Below are 22,416 nucleotides of genomic sequence, written 5' to 3'. Positions count from 1 at the left end.
GGAGCGGGTCGCCGCGAACATAGCGGCCGTGCACGTTGTGCTGCGGCTGCGGGCGGAGAACCGACCAGCCACCGAGGCCGAACGGCGGGTGCTCCAGCAGTGGACGGGCTGGGGCGCCACCCCCTACCTGTTCGACGAGCGCAAGAAGTTCGCCGCCACGTTCGCGGCCGAACGCGCCCATCTGCGGGACATCCTGTCGGACGACGAGTACGCCAAGGCCCGCTCCTCGACCCTGAACGCCCACTACACCGATCCTGCCTACGCCCGCGTCGTCTGGCAGGCCCTGCAGCGATTCGGAGTGCCGGCCGGAGCACAACTGCGGGTGCTGGAGCCCGGCGTGGGAGCAGGGCGCTTTCTCGCCGATGCCCCCGCCGATGCCGAGATCGTCGGCGTCGAGGTCGACTCCATCACCGCCGCAGTCGCCCGCGCCCTCTACCCGACCGCGGAGATCCTCACCGAGTCCTTCGCCGACACCCGGCCACCCGAAGAGGATTTCGACGTCGTCGTCGGCAATGTCCCGTTCGGCAAGTACAAGGTCACCGACCGGAAGTACAACCCCGGGCGGCGCCACTCGATCCACAACCACTTCATCCTCAAGAGCCTGGAGTTCACCCGGCCCGGCGGCATCGTCGTCCTGATCACCAGCCGCTACACCCTCGACGGCACCGACCAGACCCACAAAGAGGCCCGGGAGCGGATGGCCGCCCTCGGTGACCTCCTCGGCGCGGTCCGCCTACCCAGCGGCGCCCACCAGGAGGCCGCCGGCACGCCGGTCGTGACCGACATGCTCATCTTCCGGCGCCGCGCCGAGTCAGAGCCCCCGGCAGATGCCGACTGGCTGGACATCGAGCCGACCATCCTGCCCGGCTCCCGGCCGGGCGTGGCACCGCAGCCCATCGAGATCAACAACTACTTCGTGCAGCACCCGGAGATGGTGCTCGGCACACCCAAGGCCGACATCGCCAGGCACGGCCCCGATCTCGTCGTGCAAGCAGACCAGTGGGTGGACACCGCCCTCGCTGCGGCCCTGGACCAGGTGGCGCAGCGTGCCCAGGAGACGGGCCGCACCTTCACCGAGCGGATGGTCTTCCACGGGGCGCTGGAAAAGTACGACGGGCTGCTGGAACTCGGCCCCGAGGGCACCTTCACCGAGATCCGCAACGGCCGGCCCGTCCCGCACGTGCCTGCCAAGGCGCAGGCCAGGGAACTGCGCGAGCTGATCGGCCTGCGCGACATCGCGGTGGCCCTGCTGGACGAGGAGTCCGAGCACCACCTCATCACCCCGCGCATGACGCAGCTGCGGGCAGAACTCAACCGCCGCTACGACGCGTACGTGGCACGGTTCGGCCCGATCAACCGCTTCAAGGTCAACAACCCTCCTTCCGGTGAAGCGGCACAGGACGACAACGCGACCGAGCGCCGGACCTACCCGCGCATGGGCGGGTTCCGCAACGACCCCTTCGCTCCGTACGTCCTCGCGCTGGAGGCTTTCGACGAGGACACGCAGACAGCCAAGAAGGCGGACCTGTTCGCCAAGCGGGTCGTTGCCCCGCCCGAGCCGCTGACCCGGGCGGAGAGCCCGGAAGATGCGGCGTTGATCTGCTGGGACCAGCACAACGAGATCCGCCTCGACATCGTGGCGGCCCTGCTTGGCCTGGACAGCGAACGCGCAGCACGTGAGGCGCTGGGAACCCTCGTCTACGACGATCCGGCCGGCGGTCTGGTGCGCCGCATGGAGTACCTGTCGGGCAACGTCCGCCGCAAGCTCGCCGCGGCCGAGAAGGCCGCGGCCAAGGACCTCACGTACGCCGTCAACGTCGAAGACCTGCGCGAGGTCATCCCCCGCGACCTGCAACCCGCCGAGATCCAGAGCCGGCTCGGCGCCGCCTGGGTCAGCGCCAAGTACGTGCAGCAGTTCCTGCGCGAAATCCTGGAAGACGACGACATCAAGGTCAGCAACCTCGGCGCCCGCTGGAGCGTCAAGGGCGGAGACACCGGAAGCCTGCTGGCCCGCACCGTCTGGGGCACCCAGGCCCGCTCCGCCCAAGCCCTTGCCAGCAACCTGCTCAACAACCAGGAAATCCTGGTCACCAAGAAAATACCGCCCGACGGACAGGTGGTGACCGACCGACAGGCGACGGCGTTCGCCCTGGCGAAGTCCAAGCAGATGGACGACCGCTTCCGGATGTGGCTGTGGGAAGACCCCGACCGGGCCGAAACCCTGCTGCGGTACTACAACGACCGCTACAACGCCATCGTCCCGCCGAACTACAACGGCGTGCAGATCACGGCCCCAGGACTGTCCAAGGCCTACACGCTGCACCCTCACCAGAAGGCCGCGGTTGCCCGGATCCGCGCCTCCAAGCACGGCGTCGGGCTCTACCACGGCACTGGTGCAGGCAAGACCCTCGAAATGATCGTCGGCGGGATGGAACTGACCCGCCTCGGCCTGGCCAAGAAGCCGGTCTACGCCGTACCCAAGGGCGTTCTGGGCCAGTTCCAGCGCGAGTTCCTCCATGCCTACCCCCGGGCCCGAATTCTGGTCGCCGACTCCTCCGACCTCACCGGAGAACGCCGGCACAAGTTCGTCGCCCGCTGGTCAACCGGCAACTGGGACGCGGTCATCATCAGCCACACCGCGTTCAAGAAGATCCCGATGTCCAAACCGGCCCGCCTGGACTACATCAACCAGGAGGTCAAGCGCCTGGAGGCGCACCTGGACAACGCCGACGGCGACGACAAGTACACCGTCAAGGACATCGAGAACCAGATCGCCACCCTCAAGGGGCGGATCGAGGACGAACTCAAAACGTCAGGCGACTCGGGCGTCGAATTCGAGCGCACCGGCAGCACCTACATCTTCTACGACGAAGCCCACACCCTGAAAAACCTCCGGGTGATCTCCTCCATCCGCGAACTCGCCCTCGAAGGCAACCAGATCACCGCGGACATGGACATGAAGCTGTCCTACCTGCGCAAGAACTACGGCGGCCGGGTCACGACCCACGCCACCGCCACGCCGGTGGACAACTCCCCAATGGAGATCCTGACCGCCATCAAATACCTCGCCCCCGACCTGCTGCGCGACGAATGGGGCATCGAGGAGGACGACCAGTTCGTCTCCACCTACATCCAGCCCGTGAACCGGGTCGAGATGAGCCCGGACGGCAACTCCTTCTCCACCCGCGCCCGTTACGCCCGTTACGTCAACCAGACCGAACTCAAACGCGTGTTGTTCACCGTCGCCGACGTCAAACTCAAGCGCGATCTCCAGCTCGGCGAACCCGCCATCATCGGCGGCGAGATGCGGATCCTGGAAGCCGAGGCCTCCCCGGAACTGCGCCAGCAAATGCAGTCGCTGGGCCGGCGGATGATGGGCATCCGCCTCGGCAGCCCTGACCTGAAGTACAACCGCAAGGGCAAGCTGGTCGAGGACAACACTCTGTGGATTTCCACGGACGGGCGCCTGGCCTCGCTCGACGTACGGCTGGTCAACAAGAGCACCGACGAAGCCCAGAAGGTCGACGTCGCCGCCGACGAGCTGTTCCGCCTCTGGCAGCTACACAAGGACGACGTCTACTACGGCGACGACGGCAACGAGGAACCCAACCGCGGCAGCCTGCAACTCGCCTTCTGCGACCTCGGCGTGCCCGGCCCAAACAAGGAGTTCGTGTTCTACGAGGCGCTGCGCGAGGCACTGACCGCTCGCGGCATGCCAGGCAGCCTCATCCGCTTCGACCAAGAGGCGAAAAACCCGCAGCAGAAGGCCCGGCTCGACAAGGACGCCCGTGAAGGGCGGATCGCCGTGCTGGTCGGCAGCCGCTCCGGCCTGGGCACGGGCCGCAACCTGCAAAAACGAGTCATCCACGTGATGCAGATCGACCCCACCTGGAAGGCCACACCGATCATCCAGAGCCTGGGGCGAGGCAAACGCCAGGGCAACCAGAACAAGGAAATCCACCACACCGCGATCGTCACCAAGAAGTCGTACGACCCGTTCCTGTGGCAGAAAGTCGCCACCAAGCAGGCGTTCGCCGAGGCCATCCTCGACATCAACGACACCAGCCGCATCCTGGAAGCTGCCGAGGACGGCGACGACGGACGCATCCCCGCCGGTGTGATTTTCGCCGTCGCCGCGGACAAGCCAGAGCTGGAACAGCTGGAACGCGTCGAAGGCATGCTCGCCAAGCTGCGCCTGGACCAGCAGATGTGGCACGACGAGCAATTCGCCTACGAAGTCACCGGCGAGCAGGGGCGGCGGCGCGTCCAAGACCTCAAGGCCCGCATGCAGGAGGCCCAGGCCGCCATGCAGCGGCGCACCGGCACCCGAGGCGACGCCTTCACGATGACGGTCGACGGCCGCGCCTACGACGAGCGCCGGGAGGCCGGCGAGGCACTGGCCCAGCGCCTGGAGCGGCTTGCACGCTCCTCGGTCGGCACCGGCACGCAGCAGAACGCCGTCGTCGGGGAACTCGGCGCCTTCCCGGTCCACGCCCTCACGGAGCGCAGCTTCGAGGGCCTGATCGTGGGGGTGTACTTCCAGGGCGTTCCCGTCGACACCATCTGGCTGTCGGCGAGCGGCCTGGCCAAACAAGATCGCGTCGGCCTTATCCGCAAGCTGGAAAACGCCCTGGACGGCTTGGAGACCGTTCACGCCAAGGCAGAGCAGCACGTCGCCCGGATCGAGGCGAACATCGCGCGGGCCAAGGAACTGGTCGGCAAGCCCTTCCCGCAGCAAGCCGAACTCGACAAGATCGAGGCCCAGCACCGCAAGCTGACCAAAGCCCTCGGCGTGCAGGGAGCCGCGGAAGCAAGCGAGCCGGAAGTTCACGACGCGGGGGTCACCGAACCCGGCGCCGACCTGGTCGACGCAGCGGTCCACGACGCCATGGTCATGGCGGGTGGCTCCACCGACGGCTGGGTGGAGGTCGATCCGGCGACCCTCACGCCCGACGACCTGAGCGATACCACCCGCGGACTCCTGGACGCGTTGGCCGACGGCACGGATGCCGGGGCCATGCCAGATGCCGCGCCCGCCGGCTCGGATGCCGGTACGACGGAACGCGCTGCGGCCGGCGCGGGCGGAGAACCTGGCCATGCTGTGTCGGCCCCGCCGCCGTATCCGGATGAGGCTGCCGCCGTTGCGGGTGAAGACGCCGTCTTGGCGGACTTCGCCGCCTGGCGGAACTTGGACGTCGTCGAGGGGATGTCCGGCCGGGGCCAGGAACTGGCCGGTCAGATGGAGCAGGCCGGGCTTGCGCTGGCCGAGGCCTTGCACCATGCGCGTGGGTCCGCCGACGAGACCCCTGTCTCCGGCGGCGATCCGTGGGCCCTTGATCTCTTCCATGGTCTTGCTCGCGACTGCGAGGACTTCCTGTCCCACCTGGACTCTCCACGCTTCAGGCTCAACGAGACCGGGCGCGCGATGAGGGACCTCACCGAGCAGGTGGCCCGCTCCGCCCGGGAGCACGCCACTTGCGTCGCCCCGTTGGAAGGCCGACGGCGCCCTGTACAGCCGACCACGGCAACAGCGAATCCTTTCCCCTCACGTCAACCGGAGCCCGGCGCCACTGCGCCCGACGCGGGCCGACCGTTTGATCCGGATCGCTGGTATCAGCACACCATGCTCGGCGGGACCCTCAGCGACTCGCGCGGCAGGTTCCTCAACGACATCGTGCAACAGCTCGGCCATGACGGGTCGGACGTCGCGATCGAACCGGACGCTACGGGCGCGGTTGTGATCACCGGCCCCGTCGGGTCGGTGAGGGTCACGCCGCTCACCGAGGAGTTTCCTGCCAGTGTCGCCCAGGCGTACGAGGCGGCCATCGACCAGCTCCTTCAGGACGCCCAGCGTGATCTTCGCGCCAGCGGCAGCCAGGCAGGTGACCTGTTCGATGCCTGGCTGACCGACCAACTCGAAAGCCGAGCCAAGTCGTTGAAGGCCGCCCTGGCAGGTGATGGCGACGAAACCGCGTTCCGACAGGCGATGCGGGTGCGCTTCTATGAGATCGCGCCATGGGCCCACCCGGACACGGCCGACCGTCCCCAGCCCGGACCCGCAACTCAGCAGGAAACCGCGGCCGACGCCGAACTGGCCGATGCCCCACCGCCGTCCCGCGCCCGCGCACCGGAACAGACACCAGACGAGGCGGCCTCCACGTCCGTAGCCGGGCCGGCCGAGAACCTGCCCGCCGCAGGAGACGGCCTTCAGGACAGCGCGCCAACGGCAGAAACCGCCCGGACAGTACAGGAACCGCCCGACGCCGCAGACGATCCGGAGCCGGTCCCGGCGACGACACCAGACGCGACCGCAAAGCGACCTGGGCACGTACCGAACACCCCCTATACCGACCGGTCCGAGTCCTGGGCCGCCGAGCAAGCAGCACTGACCGCGTACCGCCGCTGGGCGGCGGACCATGCCCGGCGCCTGGCCACAGGCGAGCGGGCGGACGCCCTGACGGCGGCGGCCGACACCGCGATGGCCGCCAGCCGGACGGGTCGGATCGCCCGCCTGCTCGGCATGGACGTGGCACCCGAGTGGGCGCACCTGCAGCACGTCGCCGACGAATGCCGTGCCGTGGTCGAACAGTGGGAGCGAGAAGACGGACGGAGCACCGAGGGGAACTGGGAGATCTACACGGGCCTGCGCGACCACGCATCCCGGTACCGCAGCACCGTGGAGGACCCCAGCAGCGACGCCTACCAGCAGTTGGTCCGCTCCCCGGAACCTCTCACGCTCGACGAAGACGCCCTGGAATTCATCCCCGGCATCCTCCCGTGGGACCAGTACATCGTCGCCGGGCCCCAGGGCCTGAACGCCGGCCCGGTCAGCGGCCGTGACCTCGCGGCCGGCCTGGCGCAACTCGCCGCCGACGGCACGGACCTGGAAGAGACCGAGGACGGACTCGTGGTCTCCGGCCCCGGCGGTGTCCGGTTCTCCGTTCAGCTCGCCACAGAACAACCGGCCACCCCTGCGCCGTCGTCCGCCACCACGACCACACCAGCACCGCAACCGACGACCAGCGCCGCCCCCTCACCGGAGCCGGATTCGACAACCGATCCGCAGGCCGAGACTCCCGTAGCCGTAGCCTCCGCCCCGCCGGCCAGTGCGGTGGGCGCGGGGGGCGAGGGCTTCGGCTCGGCACTGCCCCAGGTGGCGAACCTCGCGATCGTCCTCGAAGGCTACGCGGACGCCGCGGAACTGGTCGGTGGACGCCACTACGTCGCGATGGCCGCCGAGCAATTCCGGCATGTCCTCGCACGACACGAGAGCGACTCCCCGGGCCCGAAACCGGCACACCACGAGGCGGTCGCGGCAGCCGCGGCAGTCATCGAGAGTGAACCGAACACGCCCGCCGACGTGTTCAGCCTCTATGACCGCCTCGCCGAGACCGCCGTACAGCTCGCTGGCGACCCCCGTCACGACGTGAGCACGGCCGCCCAGAAGGCCGCCCAGTACACGGAGCGCCACCTGGCCCGCATGCAGGCACGTCGAAACGACCTCGCCGACCTGCTCCTGGACGCAGCCGACCTCGACGACGACCACACCGCCGTCCTCGACCACATCGACCCACTCCGGCTGACAGCTCCCTGGTACCAGGACAGCGCCGAGATCGGGCGTGCTCTGTCTGACATCTTCGACAGCTTCCCGAAGTGGCCGCACGCCTACGACGACCACGGCGGCCCGTACTCGGACCAGCTGCGCGGAGCCATGCTCATGCTGCGCCGGCCGCACGACACGGTCGCCTCAGCCCTGACCGACTGGATGGAGGTCACCTCCTACGCCCTCGGCGCCGCGCAGGAAGCCGAGGACGGAGTCAGTCGGTACGCGCTGCGCGACCTGGCCCGCAAGGCCTTCCAGCACCACCAGCGCCTCGCGGCCCACGAGCTGGGCATGGAGGAGATTCCGTACGAGGCGGCCGACGACTTCGTCGGCGGCGCCAACAAGGCGGAATCCGCGTGGAACTGGTGGATGGCGAGCGATACCGCCAAGGCGCTGCTCGACAGCACGCCTGAAGGGTCCGCCGCCCGCGAGGCCCTCGACGCTGCCCGGGACACCCGGTATGCCGCCGATTTCGTCACACTCGCCGCCGAGACCCTGGACGAGGTCAACCGGCACGTGACGGCGATGGTGCACGCAGCGTACGACCTGGTGCTGAGCCTGCGCGCCAGCGACTACCGGCATCCCGACGACGCCAAGCGGCTGGGCGACCTCGTCCGCCGTTCCTACGAACACGCGGTCGCCTGCCGGGCCTCCACCGCACGCCCGGAGACCGTCGCGGCCGTGCAGGCCGGCGTTGCCCAGCGCCGTCAGCGGCTCGACGTCGAACACAGCCCCGCCCCCGAGCCGCAACAGACCCCTCCGTCCACCGGCACCGCCCTGGAGATCGAGCACCACCACCGGGGCACCGTGGTCCGCGGCACTACCAGCGAGGACGCCGACGCGCCCGTACGTGCTGTTCTGGACCGCCACAAGTTCAGGTGGAGCCGCAACCAGGGATTCTGGTACCTGCGGCGCAATATGAGCCGTCCCACACGGGACCTCCACGTACGGAATCTCACCGACGAGCTGACCCGCATGGGACGTCCCTTCCGCATGGTCGAGGAGCCCGAGCAGGACACGGCTCCCGAGATCGTCATCCCCGTTGGTGAGCCGTACACGTCGAAGGAGGATGCCCAGCAGGACTTCTGGGAGATGTACGGCGCGCTGTCGGGGCTGAAAGACACCCCGGCGGGCCGACGTCTGATCGGACGGGGCCTCACCGGCCAAGGAGTGCAGACCCGACCGGACGGCCAGGCGGTCTGGCTGGCCATGGAGGAGCTGTGTGACGGTCCAGTGGGTCGGGTGCGTGATCCGTTCACGCATCCCGCCGGCACCGTGGTCGAGCGCTGCACCAAGCTCGCCCACACCGTCCTGGTCCTCGCCCAGAATCTGGAGGAGGAGCGCTACCGGGCCCCCGTGGTGATGGGCCACTTCCGCACGATGAAGCAGTACGCCGTACAGCTGGCCTCGCGTATCACCGCGACCGCCCAGCAAGGAGACGACTGGCAGGAGATCTTCGGGACTCCCGCGCTCCCGGCAGCACAGGCCGAGGGCGAACGCTCGGAACCGGTCGGACAGGAGCCCGCCCCGGCACCGGGCAGCCCCCGTCATCCCGACACCCGTGAGGACGAGCAGGCCTCCGTGCCGACCGGCCAGGCGGCTGGGCATGAGCCGGCAGAGGTGCAGCAGCGGCGCATCGAGATAACCGTGGCGCCCAGGAGCGCCGCGGGACACCTGCTGGTCAACGTCGCCATCCCCGCCGAGCGTACCGGCGCCGCCCAAGAGGTTCCCGACCTGCGCGGCGCTGACATACCGGGCCTGACACTGCCCGCGCATGCCGCGCTGCCCCTCCTGGAACGACCGCCGAAGCTCTCCGACTCACTCGTGTCCGACGAGGAGGTCGAAGCCTGGCTCAGCGAGCACCTGCCCGACAGCCCGGTGGCACCGGCTTGGAACGCTCCCGCCGTACGCGCGGTGATCCAGCAGACGGTCCGCGATCTGCTGCGCGACTCCATGGCCCCCGACCCCGAGGACGTCGCGGCGTGGCTGGTGAACACAGCGAGCGAGAACCCTGCTCTGGTCCAGGCCGCGCACGCAAACGAACAGGCCGACTTCCTCGCTGTCTTCGCGACCGCTGCCGACGAACTGATCACGGACGGCGGTTCGGAACACCTGCTGTGGACCTACCTCAAGGAGGACGGACACCGCCAGGTCCTCGATCTGGCAGGCCCCCGTGCCTACCGGCAGCTGCGTGCGCAGACCGTGGCCCCCGTGCCGCAGGAGTCCGGCCCGCCCGTCCCCGATGAGCAGCCAGCGGCTTCGCCCGCTGCCGACGAGAGCGAACGCGAGCGGAAGCGCGCCGATTTCCAGGCCGAGAGCGCCCGCTGGGCCGCCGCGATGCGCGACGACGCCCAGGAACGGGCCGTGCGAGCGGCCCTCGCCGATGACCATCTGCGGGCGCTGCTTGCGGACGGGCGGCCCCGCGAGGAAGCCCGTCAGTTGTTCATGGCCTGGCTTAGCGCCGCCGATCTGTCGGCAACAGGCGCAGGAGGTGACAGGTTCCGGGACTGGTTCCGCCACGACCGCCAGGGAGTGGAGGAGCAGTACGCGGAAGGCGCCTTCGAGCAGGTGTACGCAGCCGTGTCCGCAGCGCCGACCGATCAGCCCGCCGAAGCAGGCGCAGCCCGCCAAGCTGGCGCGGCGACGGCCGAATCGTCGGCACCATCTGCCGCGAGCAAGAGTCGGCAGAGCGCCGCTCCGCGCAACAGCAACACCGCCGAGCCCTCGGCCCAGGCGGTCAGCGAGTCCTCGACCGGTACGCTCACCGGGCCCTTCCTGACCGAAGAGCACCTGCACTCACTGCCCCGCGGCGCCGAGCACCGACCCGGTGAAGACGTCCGTCTCGCCGTCCTGGCGACACTGCCTTTCCGGGACGGACAGGTTCGCGACGCGCTCCTGCTGCTGCAGCAAGTGGAGGACGACGGCGACGATCTCCTCGTGTACGGGGCGCAGATCGTGCCGGCGAACGATCACGTCGTCAGCAGCGTGGACGCCCGTTGGACTCCCGAAGAGCTGCTGCTCTTGCCCGACTCCCGCGTACTGCCGCTCGCACGCCCGATCCCCTGGGCAGAAGCCGAAGCCCTGGCCGCGCTGCCGCACAAGGAGGCGGTGCGGTGCCTTCCCATGACCGGCGCAGACGAGGGCAACCGGCACACGCCGGAAGTGCTCGCACCGGCCGAGAACCCTGCCTCTGCAGATCAGGCAGACCCGGCCGAGGAACAGACCGCCGACCCGGAACAGACCGCCCCTCATGCTCCCCAGCAGATCGCTCCCGCTCCGCCTGCACTCATCGACGCTCAGCAGCTGTTGAGTACCGCCGTCGAACCGCTCACCCAGGAGCACCTTGGTGCATTGCCTCGCTACGACGAACGCCCCCCGAACGACGCGGAGATCCAGTTCGGTGTCGTGGCCACCCTCGCGTTTCCCAACGGTGTGATCCCCGACGCCGTGATCCTGCTTCAGGCCGCTGAGGAAGACAGGCGGTACGGCGACTTGCTGCACGGTGTCCTGATCGCCCCGGAGAGCGAACTCAACCTCACCTCCAAGACCGGGTTCACGGTGTTCCCCCGTGAGCTGCTTCATCGGACCAACGGTCGGCTGCTGTCACTTGGGGACGGCCTGACCTGGAAGCAGGTGGAGGAACTCGTCCAGCTGCCCTATGTGCAGGCCCTGGGACGGCTGCCGCTCGCCGCCCAGAACGCCTCCTCCACAGGCGCAGCCGCTCGGGATACCCAGCAGCGACCCGACCAGCCCGAGCCAGGGGCCGCGCCTCTGCAAGAGCTGATCGGTGCCTTCGGCGACCGCGTCGTCATCGGTCACGTCGGCCCCAGCAGCCCCGCACAAGGAGGGAATGCCGCACCGGCTCCGGCGCCGGAACCTGCGCCTGCGCTGATGTCCCCGGCCGACGAGCAACAGGAGGAGAGCGTGACGGCGACCGAGCCGGAGACGGCGGCCGGAGGACCCTGGACGAGCCGGATCAAGATCGTTAGCGACAGGACCGGTACCTATGTCACGGGCACGACCGGCGCCCCCGCGGAAGACGGTCTTCGCGAGCTGTTGAAGCGGGATCGGAACTTCAAGTATGAGAAGGGCCGTTGGCGCTACAACGGCATGCGTGGGCAGAAAGAGCAGGTCCTAGAGGAAGTCCGGGCCTTCCTCGTGGCCAGGGACGCCCAAGAGGGCGCGGTCGCGGCCGTGGCCAGCGGGAAGTACCCGCCAACCGCTCAGCAGCAGGCGATCATCGACGCGGCCGTCGAGGGCAAGCACGTTGCCGTGCAGGCGCTCGCGGGCACCGGGAAGACCTCCACTTTGGTGATGATCGCTGCGCAGATGCTGGAACGGCGCATCGGCTACATCGCCTTCAACCGCTCCATCGCCGACGAAGCGGGCCAGAAGTTCGGCCGCAACGTCACCGCCCGAACCAGCCACTCCTTCGCCCTGCAGGATCTGCGCAACACCCCCTACCGGCACAAGGTGTCCATCGCCGGCTCGCGCAACAGCGGCTCGCGGCGTCCCAAGGACGTCGCGGCTGCGCTCGGCATCACCACTGAGATACGGGTCGGCGACCGCGACGGCAACCTCCAGTACGTCGGGCCCGAGGACATCGCCAAGATCGTGATGGGGGCGCTCCGCCGCTACCGGCAGAGCGCTGATGCCGAACTCGGGCGCCAGCACCTCGGGGAGAAGTGGGCGCACGTCCCCGCCGCACGCACGCTGCTGGAGTACGCCCGCCGGGCCTGGGCGGACATCGCGGATCCGAACAGCAACAAGATCTTCTTCGACCACGACGACTATCTCAAGATCTGGGCCCTGTCGAACCCGCGCCTGAACTTCGACACGATCTTCTTCGACGAGGCCCAGGACATCAATCCCGTGTTGAAGAAGGTGATCCAGGACCAGGACGCCCAGATCATCGTCGTCGGCGACAGCAATCAGGCGATCTACGAATTCCGCGGTGCCGTCGATGCTCTTCAGGACTGGCCGGCCGACGTGGTCCTGCCCTTGACACAGAGTTGGCGGTTCGGCCCCGCCGTCGCCGAGGTGGGCAACGCATACCTCGCTCTCCTCGAATCCAACCTCCGGCTGGAAGGCGCACCCACACTCGACACAGTCCTGGGAACCGTCGAAGAGCCCGATGCGATTTTGACCCACACCAACGTCGGAGCCATCTCCGCCGTCTTCGCGGGATTCGAGGCTGGCAAGCGCGTGGCACTCGTCGGCGGCGGCCGGGACATCGAAGACATCGCCCGGGCCGCCCGAGATCTCCAACAGGGCCGCCACACCAAGCACCCCGAGCTCTCGGCCTTCGAGAACTGGAACGAGGTAAAGGAGTACGCCGAATCCGACGAGGACGCGACCACCCTGCAGACGTTCGTACGGCTCGTCGACCGCTACACACCCCAGGGCCTGATCAACATGATCCGCGACCTGGTCCCGGAGGAAGCCCGAGACGAGGAAACCCGCCCCGAACTGGTCGTCTCCACCGCCCACAAGTCCAAGGGCCGCGAATGGGACCAGGTCCAGATCTGGAGCGACTTCCCCCAGCCCAAGGAAGACACCAAGACCGGCGAACTCATCCTGCCCGCACAGGACAAGCTGCGCCTGGCCTACGTGACGGTGACCCGAGCCAGGAAACGCCTCGACATCGGCTCCCTCGGCTGGATCCACTCCATCGTCACTCTCACGGACACCCTCCCAACCGAGATCACTGCCACCCCGGCACCCCAGCAGACCGCCCCCGTCCCTGTCGGGGTCGCTGACGAGACCGCCGCCGTCCCCGAGCCGCCTCTGCCCCCCACGTCCCATGAGGCCACGGAGACCGCGACGCCGGACGCTGTCCCCGAAGAGCAGCCGGAGCGCGCGATCACCGAGGCGGCAGACAACGAGACCGCCGCCCCGGTTCGCCGAGCCGCTGCCGCCACTGCGGAGCCTGCCGACCCTGAGCCGACCGGCGACACCGAAATCACGCCGGAGGCAACCGCACGGACCGCCCAGACGGAGCCCGGCCCTGAGGAGCAGCCCGGGACGACCGCCCCCACCTTGCAGGACCCGGGCGAACCACTCCACGGCGCCGACCAGCCATCCCTCTTCGCCGGCCGGGCAGACACTCCGCCCGCCGACGAGCAGACAACCGCTCCTGCCGCACAGGACAGCGACCCGGGCATCGTGCCCTTGCCCTGGGACGACCAAAAGATCAAAAAGCGTGGCACCGCGGGAATCCGCCGCGGGCAGAAGAACGAGATCCCCAACCTCGCCCGCGAGCTGCGCGAGGCCCTCGGCGACAACCAGGTCCGCGACATCTGGGAACAGGACAACCCCTGGGCCCAGTTCGAGGAGAACCTCCGGCACACCCAGCCCGAACTCGCCCAGCCCGACTCCGCCCTGAACACCCTGGTGACCCAGGCCGCGGAACAACTGCGCGCCCAGATCGACCAGCTCGCCACCGAGGCCTTCAACGCCTTCGAGACCCTGATCCAGGCCCGCGCTGACGCCCCGGACCAGCTGGCCGACCTCGACGCCCAGCTCGCTGAAGCGCACCGCCTGCCGGAACTCACCGACCCACTGGTTCGCCAGGGCCTGATCCTCTGCCTGGAGGCCGTCGACGACATCGAGCGCGCAGCGCGCAGCCGCAAGGTCAGGGCCGCCGCCGCACGGGATGCCCTGGAGCAGGTCATGGGGCTGGCCGGCACCTCGTACAGCCCCGACGGACAGCAGGTGTGGCCGAACGTCGACGCGGCCCTGGCACCGGTCAAGGTGCAGGTGGACCGGGCCCGCGAACGCATTGCCGAGCTGTCCAACTCGACGGTCACCGAGCACTACGCCCGCCTCCGTACGCTCATCGCCACCCACGAGGCGCAGCCGGCTGAGGAGCCCCAGGCCACGGACGCCCCGGCACCCGCCGCCGAGGCCGCCGAGAACACCGGCGAGCCTCCGGCCCCTGCCGAGCAGGAGGAGCGCGCACCGGAGTCACTGAGCGACCGGGACATCGCCGCGGCACTGGGCAAGCTCAGCCCGTGGGACTTCGGCCAACTGATCTTCGAAACGGACCAGAAGACGAAGACGACCCCGCAACTGTACGAGGGCTGGATTCGCCTGCCGTCGGAGCCTGGTTACAACGAGGCGGGCAACGAGTTCGCCAGTGCCTACGCCCGAAGCGGCGCCATCGAGATCGATGTGAAGGCCTCTGACGATGTCATGACAGCGATCCGCGCCGGACGGCTGACCCTGGCCAAGGTCCTTGCGTGGCTCCGTCCAGCTCTGCCGCCGGAACGGCGTCAGCTGGTGGCGGCGGCCTGGCGGGCCAAGAACGCCATGTCCCGCAGTGAGCGGGGCTTCGAGGTCATCGGCGAGTCGGGCCGCTGGAAGGCAGCCGACAAGGAGCTACGGCGCATCCTCGGCGACACCAAGGCCACTGTGATCAAAGAGGCCTTGGAGGCTCACCTCACGGGTACGGCAGACGAACGCCTCGCACGGATCCGGGCCGCCGAGAATTGGGAACAGGGGCAGATGCTGCCGATCGACTTCGGCGGCATGGAGGACTCCTTTGCCGACATCGCCACGTTGGAGCGGGTGACCGCGCTCAGGGCGCTGCTGCCCGACCGCCGCAACGGCGCCTGCCGCCTCAGTGAACTCAAACCAGGTGACTGCATCACCGACGTGTCCGAGGAACGGCTGCCGTTCATCGTGCGAGAACGCTCCGTCGTCAGCGCAGACACCGAAGTCTTCATCGTCGGAGACCTCGTCGTCGGGCCGGGTGACCTCCGTTCGTACACGTGGGAAACCGGCGGCTACCGGGACGACCATGTCGAGCCCCTCCTGCTTCCGCAGTCGCTGGCCGGGCTCGTCGACCTTCCCGCAGACACACCACGCCCCCTCGCGCTCGCCGCCTCAGCGACAGCGCGCGACAGGCTCACCGCGGCGGAAACCGTGCCGGAGACGGCGCCCCCCGTTGCTGGATCGCCCACCACCGAGCCGGACTCCGCCACCGCGTCTGAAGAGGCTCCCCGCGCCGACGAGCACCAGCCCGACGTGCCCGTGGCGGCTGAGGCCACCGGCCCGGCACCCGGCGCCAACACCCTGCCCAAGCACCTGCCGTACGAGAGCCAGCACGATTTCCTGGACGATCTTTGTGCCACGGAAAGCACCTACGACGCCTGGGCCAACTCGGCCACGGGCCGGTTGCTGTTGTCCGAAGCCCGGGAACTCCAGGAAGAAACCGGGGTCACGGACGCCAACGAAGCGGCTCGTATCCAGACGGCCTTCCGTGGCGCGATCCGCGCAGCCGATACCACACACTCCTCGGCCGACGATCTCCTTAGTGCCTGCCGGGACCTGCACACGACCGTCGCCGAAGCCGGGCGTTCGCTGGCGACACGCACGGCGTTCGCTGCCGAGGAAGACCGACACCTGCTCCTCGCGGTGTACACCCAGGCACAGCAACAGCTGACCCGTCTTGAAGCCACCCCAGACGTGCAGGCCCTGATCGACAGCGAACACGAAGGGACCAGGCTACTCTCCCGCTTCAAGGAGACGCGTCTGGCCGAACGCCCCGGCGCTGCCGCCGGTCCCGAAACCGCGCCGGCGCAACCTCAAGGACTCGGTCAGGAACCGCCGCGCGCGGAGTCCGCACCGCTTCTGGAGGCCGACGCAGCCACCGCAAGCACGGGACCGGAACCCGCTCCGGCCGATCCGGGCGAGCCGGAGGCGACCGCAGTGGTCGCCGAGCTGCCGTCGGCGCAGGAGGAGAGGGCCCCGGAGTCCGGACTTACTGCCGAGGCCCAGGAGACGGAGACGTCTTCGCCGGCCGAAACGGACGCAGACGACGACTTGGAATTCTTCAGGGACGTCATCGGCGATGACCTGGTGGTCGGCGGCGTCGTCTACAGCAGCGCCGAATGGGAGCCGGACCCGGAGGAGGGCGTTCGTCGCCGCACTGACGAACAAGACGAGCCGGTGTCGGCCGAGGAACTGGCAGCGATGGAAGTGGACCAGGAGTACGAGGCCCTGATGGAGGAGGAACGCATGGCTGCGGCCGAAGCAGTCACGGGAGAGCCTGAAGTTCCGGGGCAGGACGACTTCGACCGGCACTTCGAGGACATCGTCGCCCTCTTGCGCGGCGCAGAACCTCCGGCCGAGACGCAAGCCCCCATACCCCGGCCCCGATTCAGCGCCGAGGACGAACAGCGGCTGCGGGAACAGTACGCCGCCACACGGCAGGCGTTGTCCGGGATCCTCACCAGCATCGACGCAGACCCGATCCTGTCGGCGGCCGAGGACCCGGCGATCGAGGCCGGTGACGCCGCCGCCCTCGAAGCGGCCATGGGCAACGCCGAGGCCGAGGCAGGCTACTACTGGGGCACCCCTGAATGGACGATGATCCGCTCGATCGGCCAGGCGGGACAGCAACTCCGCGGAACCGTCCGGGAGGCATTGCTGACCTACGCCGAGACGACGCTGCGCGACATCCGCGCCCACGGCATCAACCGGACGATCGAAGCCCGTACGGCGCGGGCCATCTCCCACGGGGCGATGCACCTAGCACGGCGCCTGGAACGGTCGGGCCAGCGTGACTCGCGTGGCTGGCGGGCGGTGTGGGGACTTCACCGGGCTGCCGCGACCCGCGCGGACAGGCTGACCGGGCTACTGCCCGCCGGCCAACGCATCGACCTAGCCGACCAACTGGGCCGCGCCTGGCACTGGTTCACCGAGCGGCTCGCCGCCCGTCGCCAGGGCACGGGGAACGGCACAAGCGGCGACGACCGGGGCCGTATACGCGCGATGCTGTCGAACAGCGTCGAGTCGATCCGCGGCATCTACGGTGCGGTCTCGGAGCGGCTCGGGGCCCTGACACAGAATCCCGTGTGGCGCCGGATCGCATCCGTGTGGTCCGCGGTGCGCGAAGCCGTCAACAACGGCTGGCTCGGCGTGGGCCGCTTCATGACGGACCGCCAAACCCTGGGCACTGGACGGGCGTTGTGGGTCCGCACCCTGGAGATCATCTCGTCCGGAGCACAGGCACTGATCAACCGGCTGGCCGCGAACGGCGGCCGGAACGGCCTGCGGTGGAACCTGCTGCGCGTCCTGCGCCACACTGCCGAAGACCACATTGCCCACATCCACGGTCACCTGCCCGAGGACGTGAGCACTCCACTGGGCACCTACGAATCCGCCGTCGACGAGGGGGCCGAGCAGACACCCGCAGCGGGTGAAGAGACCGCAGCGCCCGCACCACAAGGCCCCTCGGCAGCAGAGGCCGAGCCCGCGGGGGTCGGCGAGAGCCTGGCGGGAGATCCGGACCGGCTCCGCGCTGTCGTCCTCCAGGTGGCAGCGAAGGAGTACACCCTGGCCATGGACCTGGTCTACGAGTACGGCATCCCGGCAGCCGAGGCCGACGCCTTGTTGACGCGTATGGAGGAACTCGGCATCGTCGGGCCTCAGGGCGAAGGCGGCGTGCGGAACGTCCTGGTCACACCCGGCGAGGCGGAGAGCCTCGTGGACGCGAGCCGGGCGGCCGACGGTCCGGCGCCTCGATGGCAGCCGGTCAACGAACCTTTGACCCCGGCCTGGTTCGACGAGGTCAGGACCGCCGTACGACGGGACGTCCAGCCCGATCGCGGGCTGTCCCGCCGGGACTTGATGAGCCTGCTTAACCACGAGAACGCGCGCCCGGGCAACCGGACGGACGCCGGCCGCCGTGCGAACGAGTGCGTTGACCTCTTCCTGCAGGGCCGCGGCGACGAGGTGCCGCAGCACCTGGCGGGCGAGGGCTTCGCCTACGTGCGGGGCGAGGAGAACAGGGACTGGGCGCTGAGGGAGGCCGCGCCCTCCCCGGCCTCGCCGACGCCTGCCGGCGGGCAGGCGGAGGCGGCGGGAGAACAGGAGGCCGCTGCGGGGCCGCAGCTCCCGCGTCGGCGCCGGCCGACGCCGACGGATGGTCCGTCGAAGATCGAGCAGGCGGCTGCCGGACGGCGACGGCAGTCGTCCGCCACAGAGGGAAACCGGCCGGCGGTCACCGTGAAGACATTCGCAGCTCAGGCTCAACGGATGCAGGACCGCGCGGACTTCGCGCGGGCTGCCGCGACCAGCCCGGCCGAGGAACGGGCCGCGGGAGTCCTGCAGACGATCGCGGCGAACTCGCGGGCCACGGCTGACAAGATCGCCGGAGCTGCACCCGCCGGGGGACCACCGGCATCTCCACACGCCGGATTGACCGCCGAGGCCTTCCTTGCGGCGCTGCGGACCACGGCCCAGGCGCGGGGGGCACAGATCCCCGACGATTTGCTGGCCAGTGCCATGGAAGCGGCCCAGGAGGCGGTCGCCGCAGTGCCGCAGGGTTCCGCGGGCTCCGCCGCAGCGGCGCCACGTCCGTCACGACGGGGACAGGCCGAGCGAGAGCAGGCCGAGCATCGACTTCACGGGCAGCAGAACGCCCCGAGCGGCGTCGGCCGCAGGTAGGCACGACGATGCTCGGGGCTCAGCGCGGTGGGCGGTCAGGAAGCGGGATAGACCGCGACCACGTCGCGGGTGCAAAAGAGACCGTGCCCGTCCGCCGCCACATAGAGCGGGACCTCGGACGCGGCGGCCAGCGCCTTGGCCGTCCCGCTCCGCACGCTGACGCGGGCCGAGTCGCGCTCGGGGGTGTCCGCCCCGTCCTGTGTGATCGGCAGCCGCCCGTACAGGGACGTGGCTTCCGTGTCGTCGACGACGTGCACGATGCCGTACGCCGTGCCGTCGTCGGCCACGGCGGTCAGATCGATGCCCTTGGCGCTGGCGGTGCTGGTGAAGCAGTGCCCGCGGCCGGTGGCAAGGTCGAACCCAGCCTGCCCGGAGACGAGGAAGTCACCGTTCGGCGAAAGGCGGGTGGAGGACTGCGCGGCCCCGGGCTGAAGGGTGAGCGCATCGGCGGAGGTACAGCTCACCCGCGCCTTGATCTTCCCCGTCGCGAGATCGTGCACCGCCAGGATGGTCTTGTCCGTGTCGGAGAGCGCGGGCGGATCGGTCTGCGTGTCGCTCGTGTGCCAGGCGGCCACCAGGTACTGCCCGGTGACGGCGAGCGGGATGCCGACGTGCATGCCGCTGGGGGCCACGCTGGTGCTGGTCCACGCATCACCGACCCGGAATCCGTGCGTGCACGGGGTGCCGCCCTCGGCCCACTGGTCGCATCCGTCCTGCTGCTGGAAAGCGGAGACCACGCCCCGGGCGGTGGCGAAAGCGGGAGAAGCCTGGATGGCGCAGGACCCCGAGCCGCAGCCGGAAACCGTCATCGTCTTCTTCTGCACGGTGCGCTGGGCGCCCGTGGCCGCGTCGATCGTGACGGCCTTCTCGTGCACGCCGTCGGTCACCGGGCCGACCAGGAAGCCGGAATCGGTGGCTGTGAAGGAAGAGGCGGTGTCGTCAGGCACCGTCAGGTCGAGGTGATGGTCAGCGGTCGCCTTGCTGGCCGAGTCCGCCGCGATGATATCAATCGTGATCGTACGGCGCGACGTGCTCAGGCCGCTTCCGCTGGTCTTGCCCTGGCGGGCCAACACCACCTTCTCCCCGGCCTTGCCCTCCTGGATGAAGACACCGGTCCGGGCACTCGTGAGGGCCCTGGGGGTGAAGGTCCACGCGGTCTTGCCGCTGGCGAGGGAGAAAGCACGCACGCGCGAGCCGTCGGCGGCTGCCTGAACCACCAGACCGCTCTTGGGCGCGACCGTGACCAGCGGGAATCCGCTGGATCCCGACTCGTCATCGGTGGCCTCGGGGCTCGCCGACGTGCTCCAGCCGGTCCCCGTGTCGAATCCGTCCGGGACCGGGAGCCGGACCGGTGCCGCAGCCTTGCGCGTTGCCCCGGCGGTCGGATCGGCCTTGCCGCCCGAGGTGTCGCTGCAGGCGGCCAGCGCGCCGAGGGCGAGTGCAGCCATTCCCGCAACAACCTCCCGGTGTGGCGCGCGGCGCGATCTTGTTGCCGAGGACGCACTACGTGCACCGGTCGGCACGGGTATGGAGCAGTCAGTCATCAAGTCCTCCGTTCTGGGACATGTATCGCAGCCGGTCGAAGCCACACTCTCACATTTTTAGATACCCCTGGGGGGTATTGTGTGGTGGGGTTGGCGCGACAGTCGGATGACTTCTCCACAAAGGGAAGCCGCCGTTCGGTGAAGTTATAGGCGAACGGCGCGGATAGCGGGCGACTTCGCCGCAACTAGTCAATCAATGCGTGTACTTGACGCATCACCAAAGGAGAGCGGACCACATGGTCAGCACCCCCCGGCCCGATTTCGCGCGTGTGGCACGCCTGCGGGGCGCCGAGCAGGGAGTGATCGGCGAAGCTGCCCGCCAGGGGCTGATACCCGAGGACATCGCTCATGTGCTCACCGCGCCTGGCGTCGGTGACCTTCTCCTGTTCCACGGGTTCGAGGTGGTAACGGACCTCGACGCTCTCGCGGGCCCCGGATCGGGTGTCGTGGACGTTCCCCGTCATCTGGTCGACGGCGACGTGTCCGCGCTCGTGGACGTGGCGGACGCACCACAGTGTGCCGCGCTGTATCGCAGACTCCGGGTACGAGGAACCGCGACTGAGCAGGCAGCACTGATCAACCGTGACGTTCTGCTCCGCCTGTGGCGCCAACGGCTCGCACCGCAAGCCGTCGTGCAGGTGTGGGAGCGGCGGTTCCCGGAGCTGACCGCACCATGAACGCCGAAGGAATGCTCGCGGTCGCCCGTATCGTGCTGGCCGCCTGCGGCCCGAACGGCTACCACCTGTCCGGATCCCTGGCACTCCATGCCCTCGGTGTCGCCGGGGCACGACCCGCCCACGACATCAACGTGTTCACCGACCAGGTCCAGGACTCCCCGGCGGTGCGGGCGGCCGTCGCCGGCGCGCTGGCCGCCCACGGGTACCGAGTTGAGGAGGTCCGGACCTGGGCCTTCCACCTGCTCGCGCAATACGACCAGAACAGCGACCTGCTGGTCACGCACGCCGAGTACGGCACGGTCACCGTTCAAATGGCCCGCATGCCACGCTACTTCGACTCTCATACCGCCGCGGGCATGCCGGTCGCGGCGATGGGGGACCTTCTCTACGGCAAACTGGAGGCTCCTGAACACCGCCTGGCTGCCAAGGACTTCGTGGACCTGGCCGTGCTGAGTCAACACTTGGGGCAAGGGGACGTCGACTCCTACCTGGCCGACTACGCGATCGGAATCGCGGGGCTCCGACAGCTCCCCGAGACACGGGTGCGCGGGGACCTGTACGTCCGGCTGGCCCAGGTCGCCGACGTCCCGGATGCGGCATTCGCCGGTTACGGATTGGACCCGCAGGCCGTGACGCTGCTGCGCGCCGACCTGCTCGCCTGGGCAGACCGGATCGCACCGGTCGAACTCAACCAGAGCCGCCTGGAGCCAGGCGTGGCCGCCGGTCTGGAGGGCATGGGCCAGGGGGACGTGCTGGCCACCCTGGCCCGACTGGCGCGCGCGGACTCCCTGGCCTTGCTCACCCCGCCCGAGCTGAGCAGCCGGCGCGGTCAGGTCATGAACCGGGCGCTGACCGCCTCCTACGGACTCCGGCAGTTGGCCGAGCAACTCCCCGAAGGCGCAGCGGTTCCCCCGGGCGCCGCCGAGGCGATGCACCGTGTCCAGGAGCTGATAGAAGAGGTACAGCGCATCACGCTGGAAATCCAGCGTCGCTCTCGGCTCACGGCACTCCAGCGTGCGGAAGAGGCCGCCGTACGGCGTGCTTGACGGCGGCCGTGGCAAAGTCCAGGTGTGTGGCCAGTCGAGTCCAGGCTGATGGCCACCGGAATTCCCGGTGGATGGCCGTCTGACCAGTGGTG

Annotated in this window: 4 protein-coding genes; 3 read left to right on the top strand and 1 reads right to left on the bottom strand. The window is 69.2% G+C overall.

Annotated elements, in window-relative coordinates; genetic code table 11:
* Window positions 1-28: 28 nt before the first annotated feature.
* The gene (locus ACFYR3_RS28230; RefSeq protein ID WP_389284996.1) at window positions 29-19,057 is read left to right on the top strand and encodes a UvrD-helicase domain-containing protein; all 19,029 of its coding nucleotides are present in this window, start codon (window positions 29-31) and stop codon (window positions 19,055-19,057) included.
* A 35-nt stretch (window positions 19,058-19,092) separates the two neighbouring features.
* Here the strand turns inward: ACFYR3_RS28230 and ACFYR3_RS28225 are convergent, their stop codons facing one another.
* Entirely contained in the window at window positions 19,093-20,505 is a 1,413-nt protein-coding gene (locus ACFYR3_RS28225; RefSeq protein ID WP_389284995.1) for a hypothetical protein, read from the bottom strand.
* A gap of 332 nt (window positions 20,506-20,837) precedes the next feature.
* Between ACFYR3_RS28225 and ACFYR3_RS28220 the strand changes: the two genes are divergently transcribed.
* Window positions 20,838-21,278, top strand: coding sequence for a hypothetical protein (locus ACFYR3_RS28220; RefSeq protein ID WP_389284994.1), 441 nt, complete (start codon window positions 20,838-20,840; stop codon window positions 21,276-21,278).
* On the top strand, window positions 21,275-22,324 hold the full coding sequence (locus ACFYR3_RS28215; RefSeq protein ID WP_389284993.1) for a hypothetical protein: 1,050 nt from the start codon (window positions 21,275-21,277) through the stop codon (window positions 22,322-22,324). The genes ACFYR3_RS28220 and ACFYR3_RS28215 overlap by 4 nt, the downstream gene beginning before the upstream one ends.
* Window positions 22,325-22,416: the final 92 nt, after the last annotated feature.

It is taken from the genome of Streptomyces sp. NPDC005784 (genome assembly GCF_042871525.1).
GTDB lineage: Bacteria > Actinomycetota > Actinomycetes > Streptomycetales > Streptomycetaceae > Streptomyces.
Note: the sequence above shows the minus strand (reverse complement) of the source record. Positions and strands in the feature narration are given on the sequence as shown.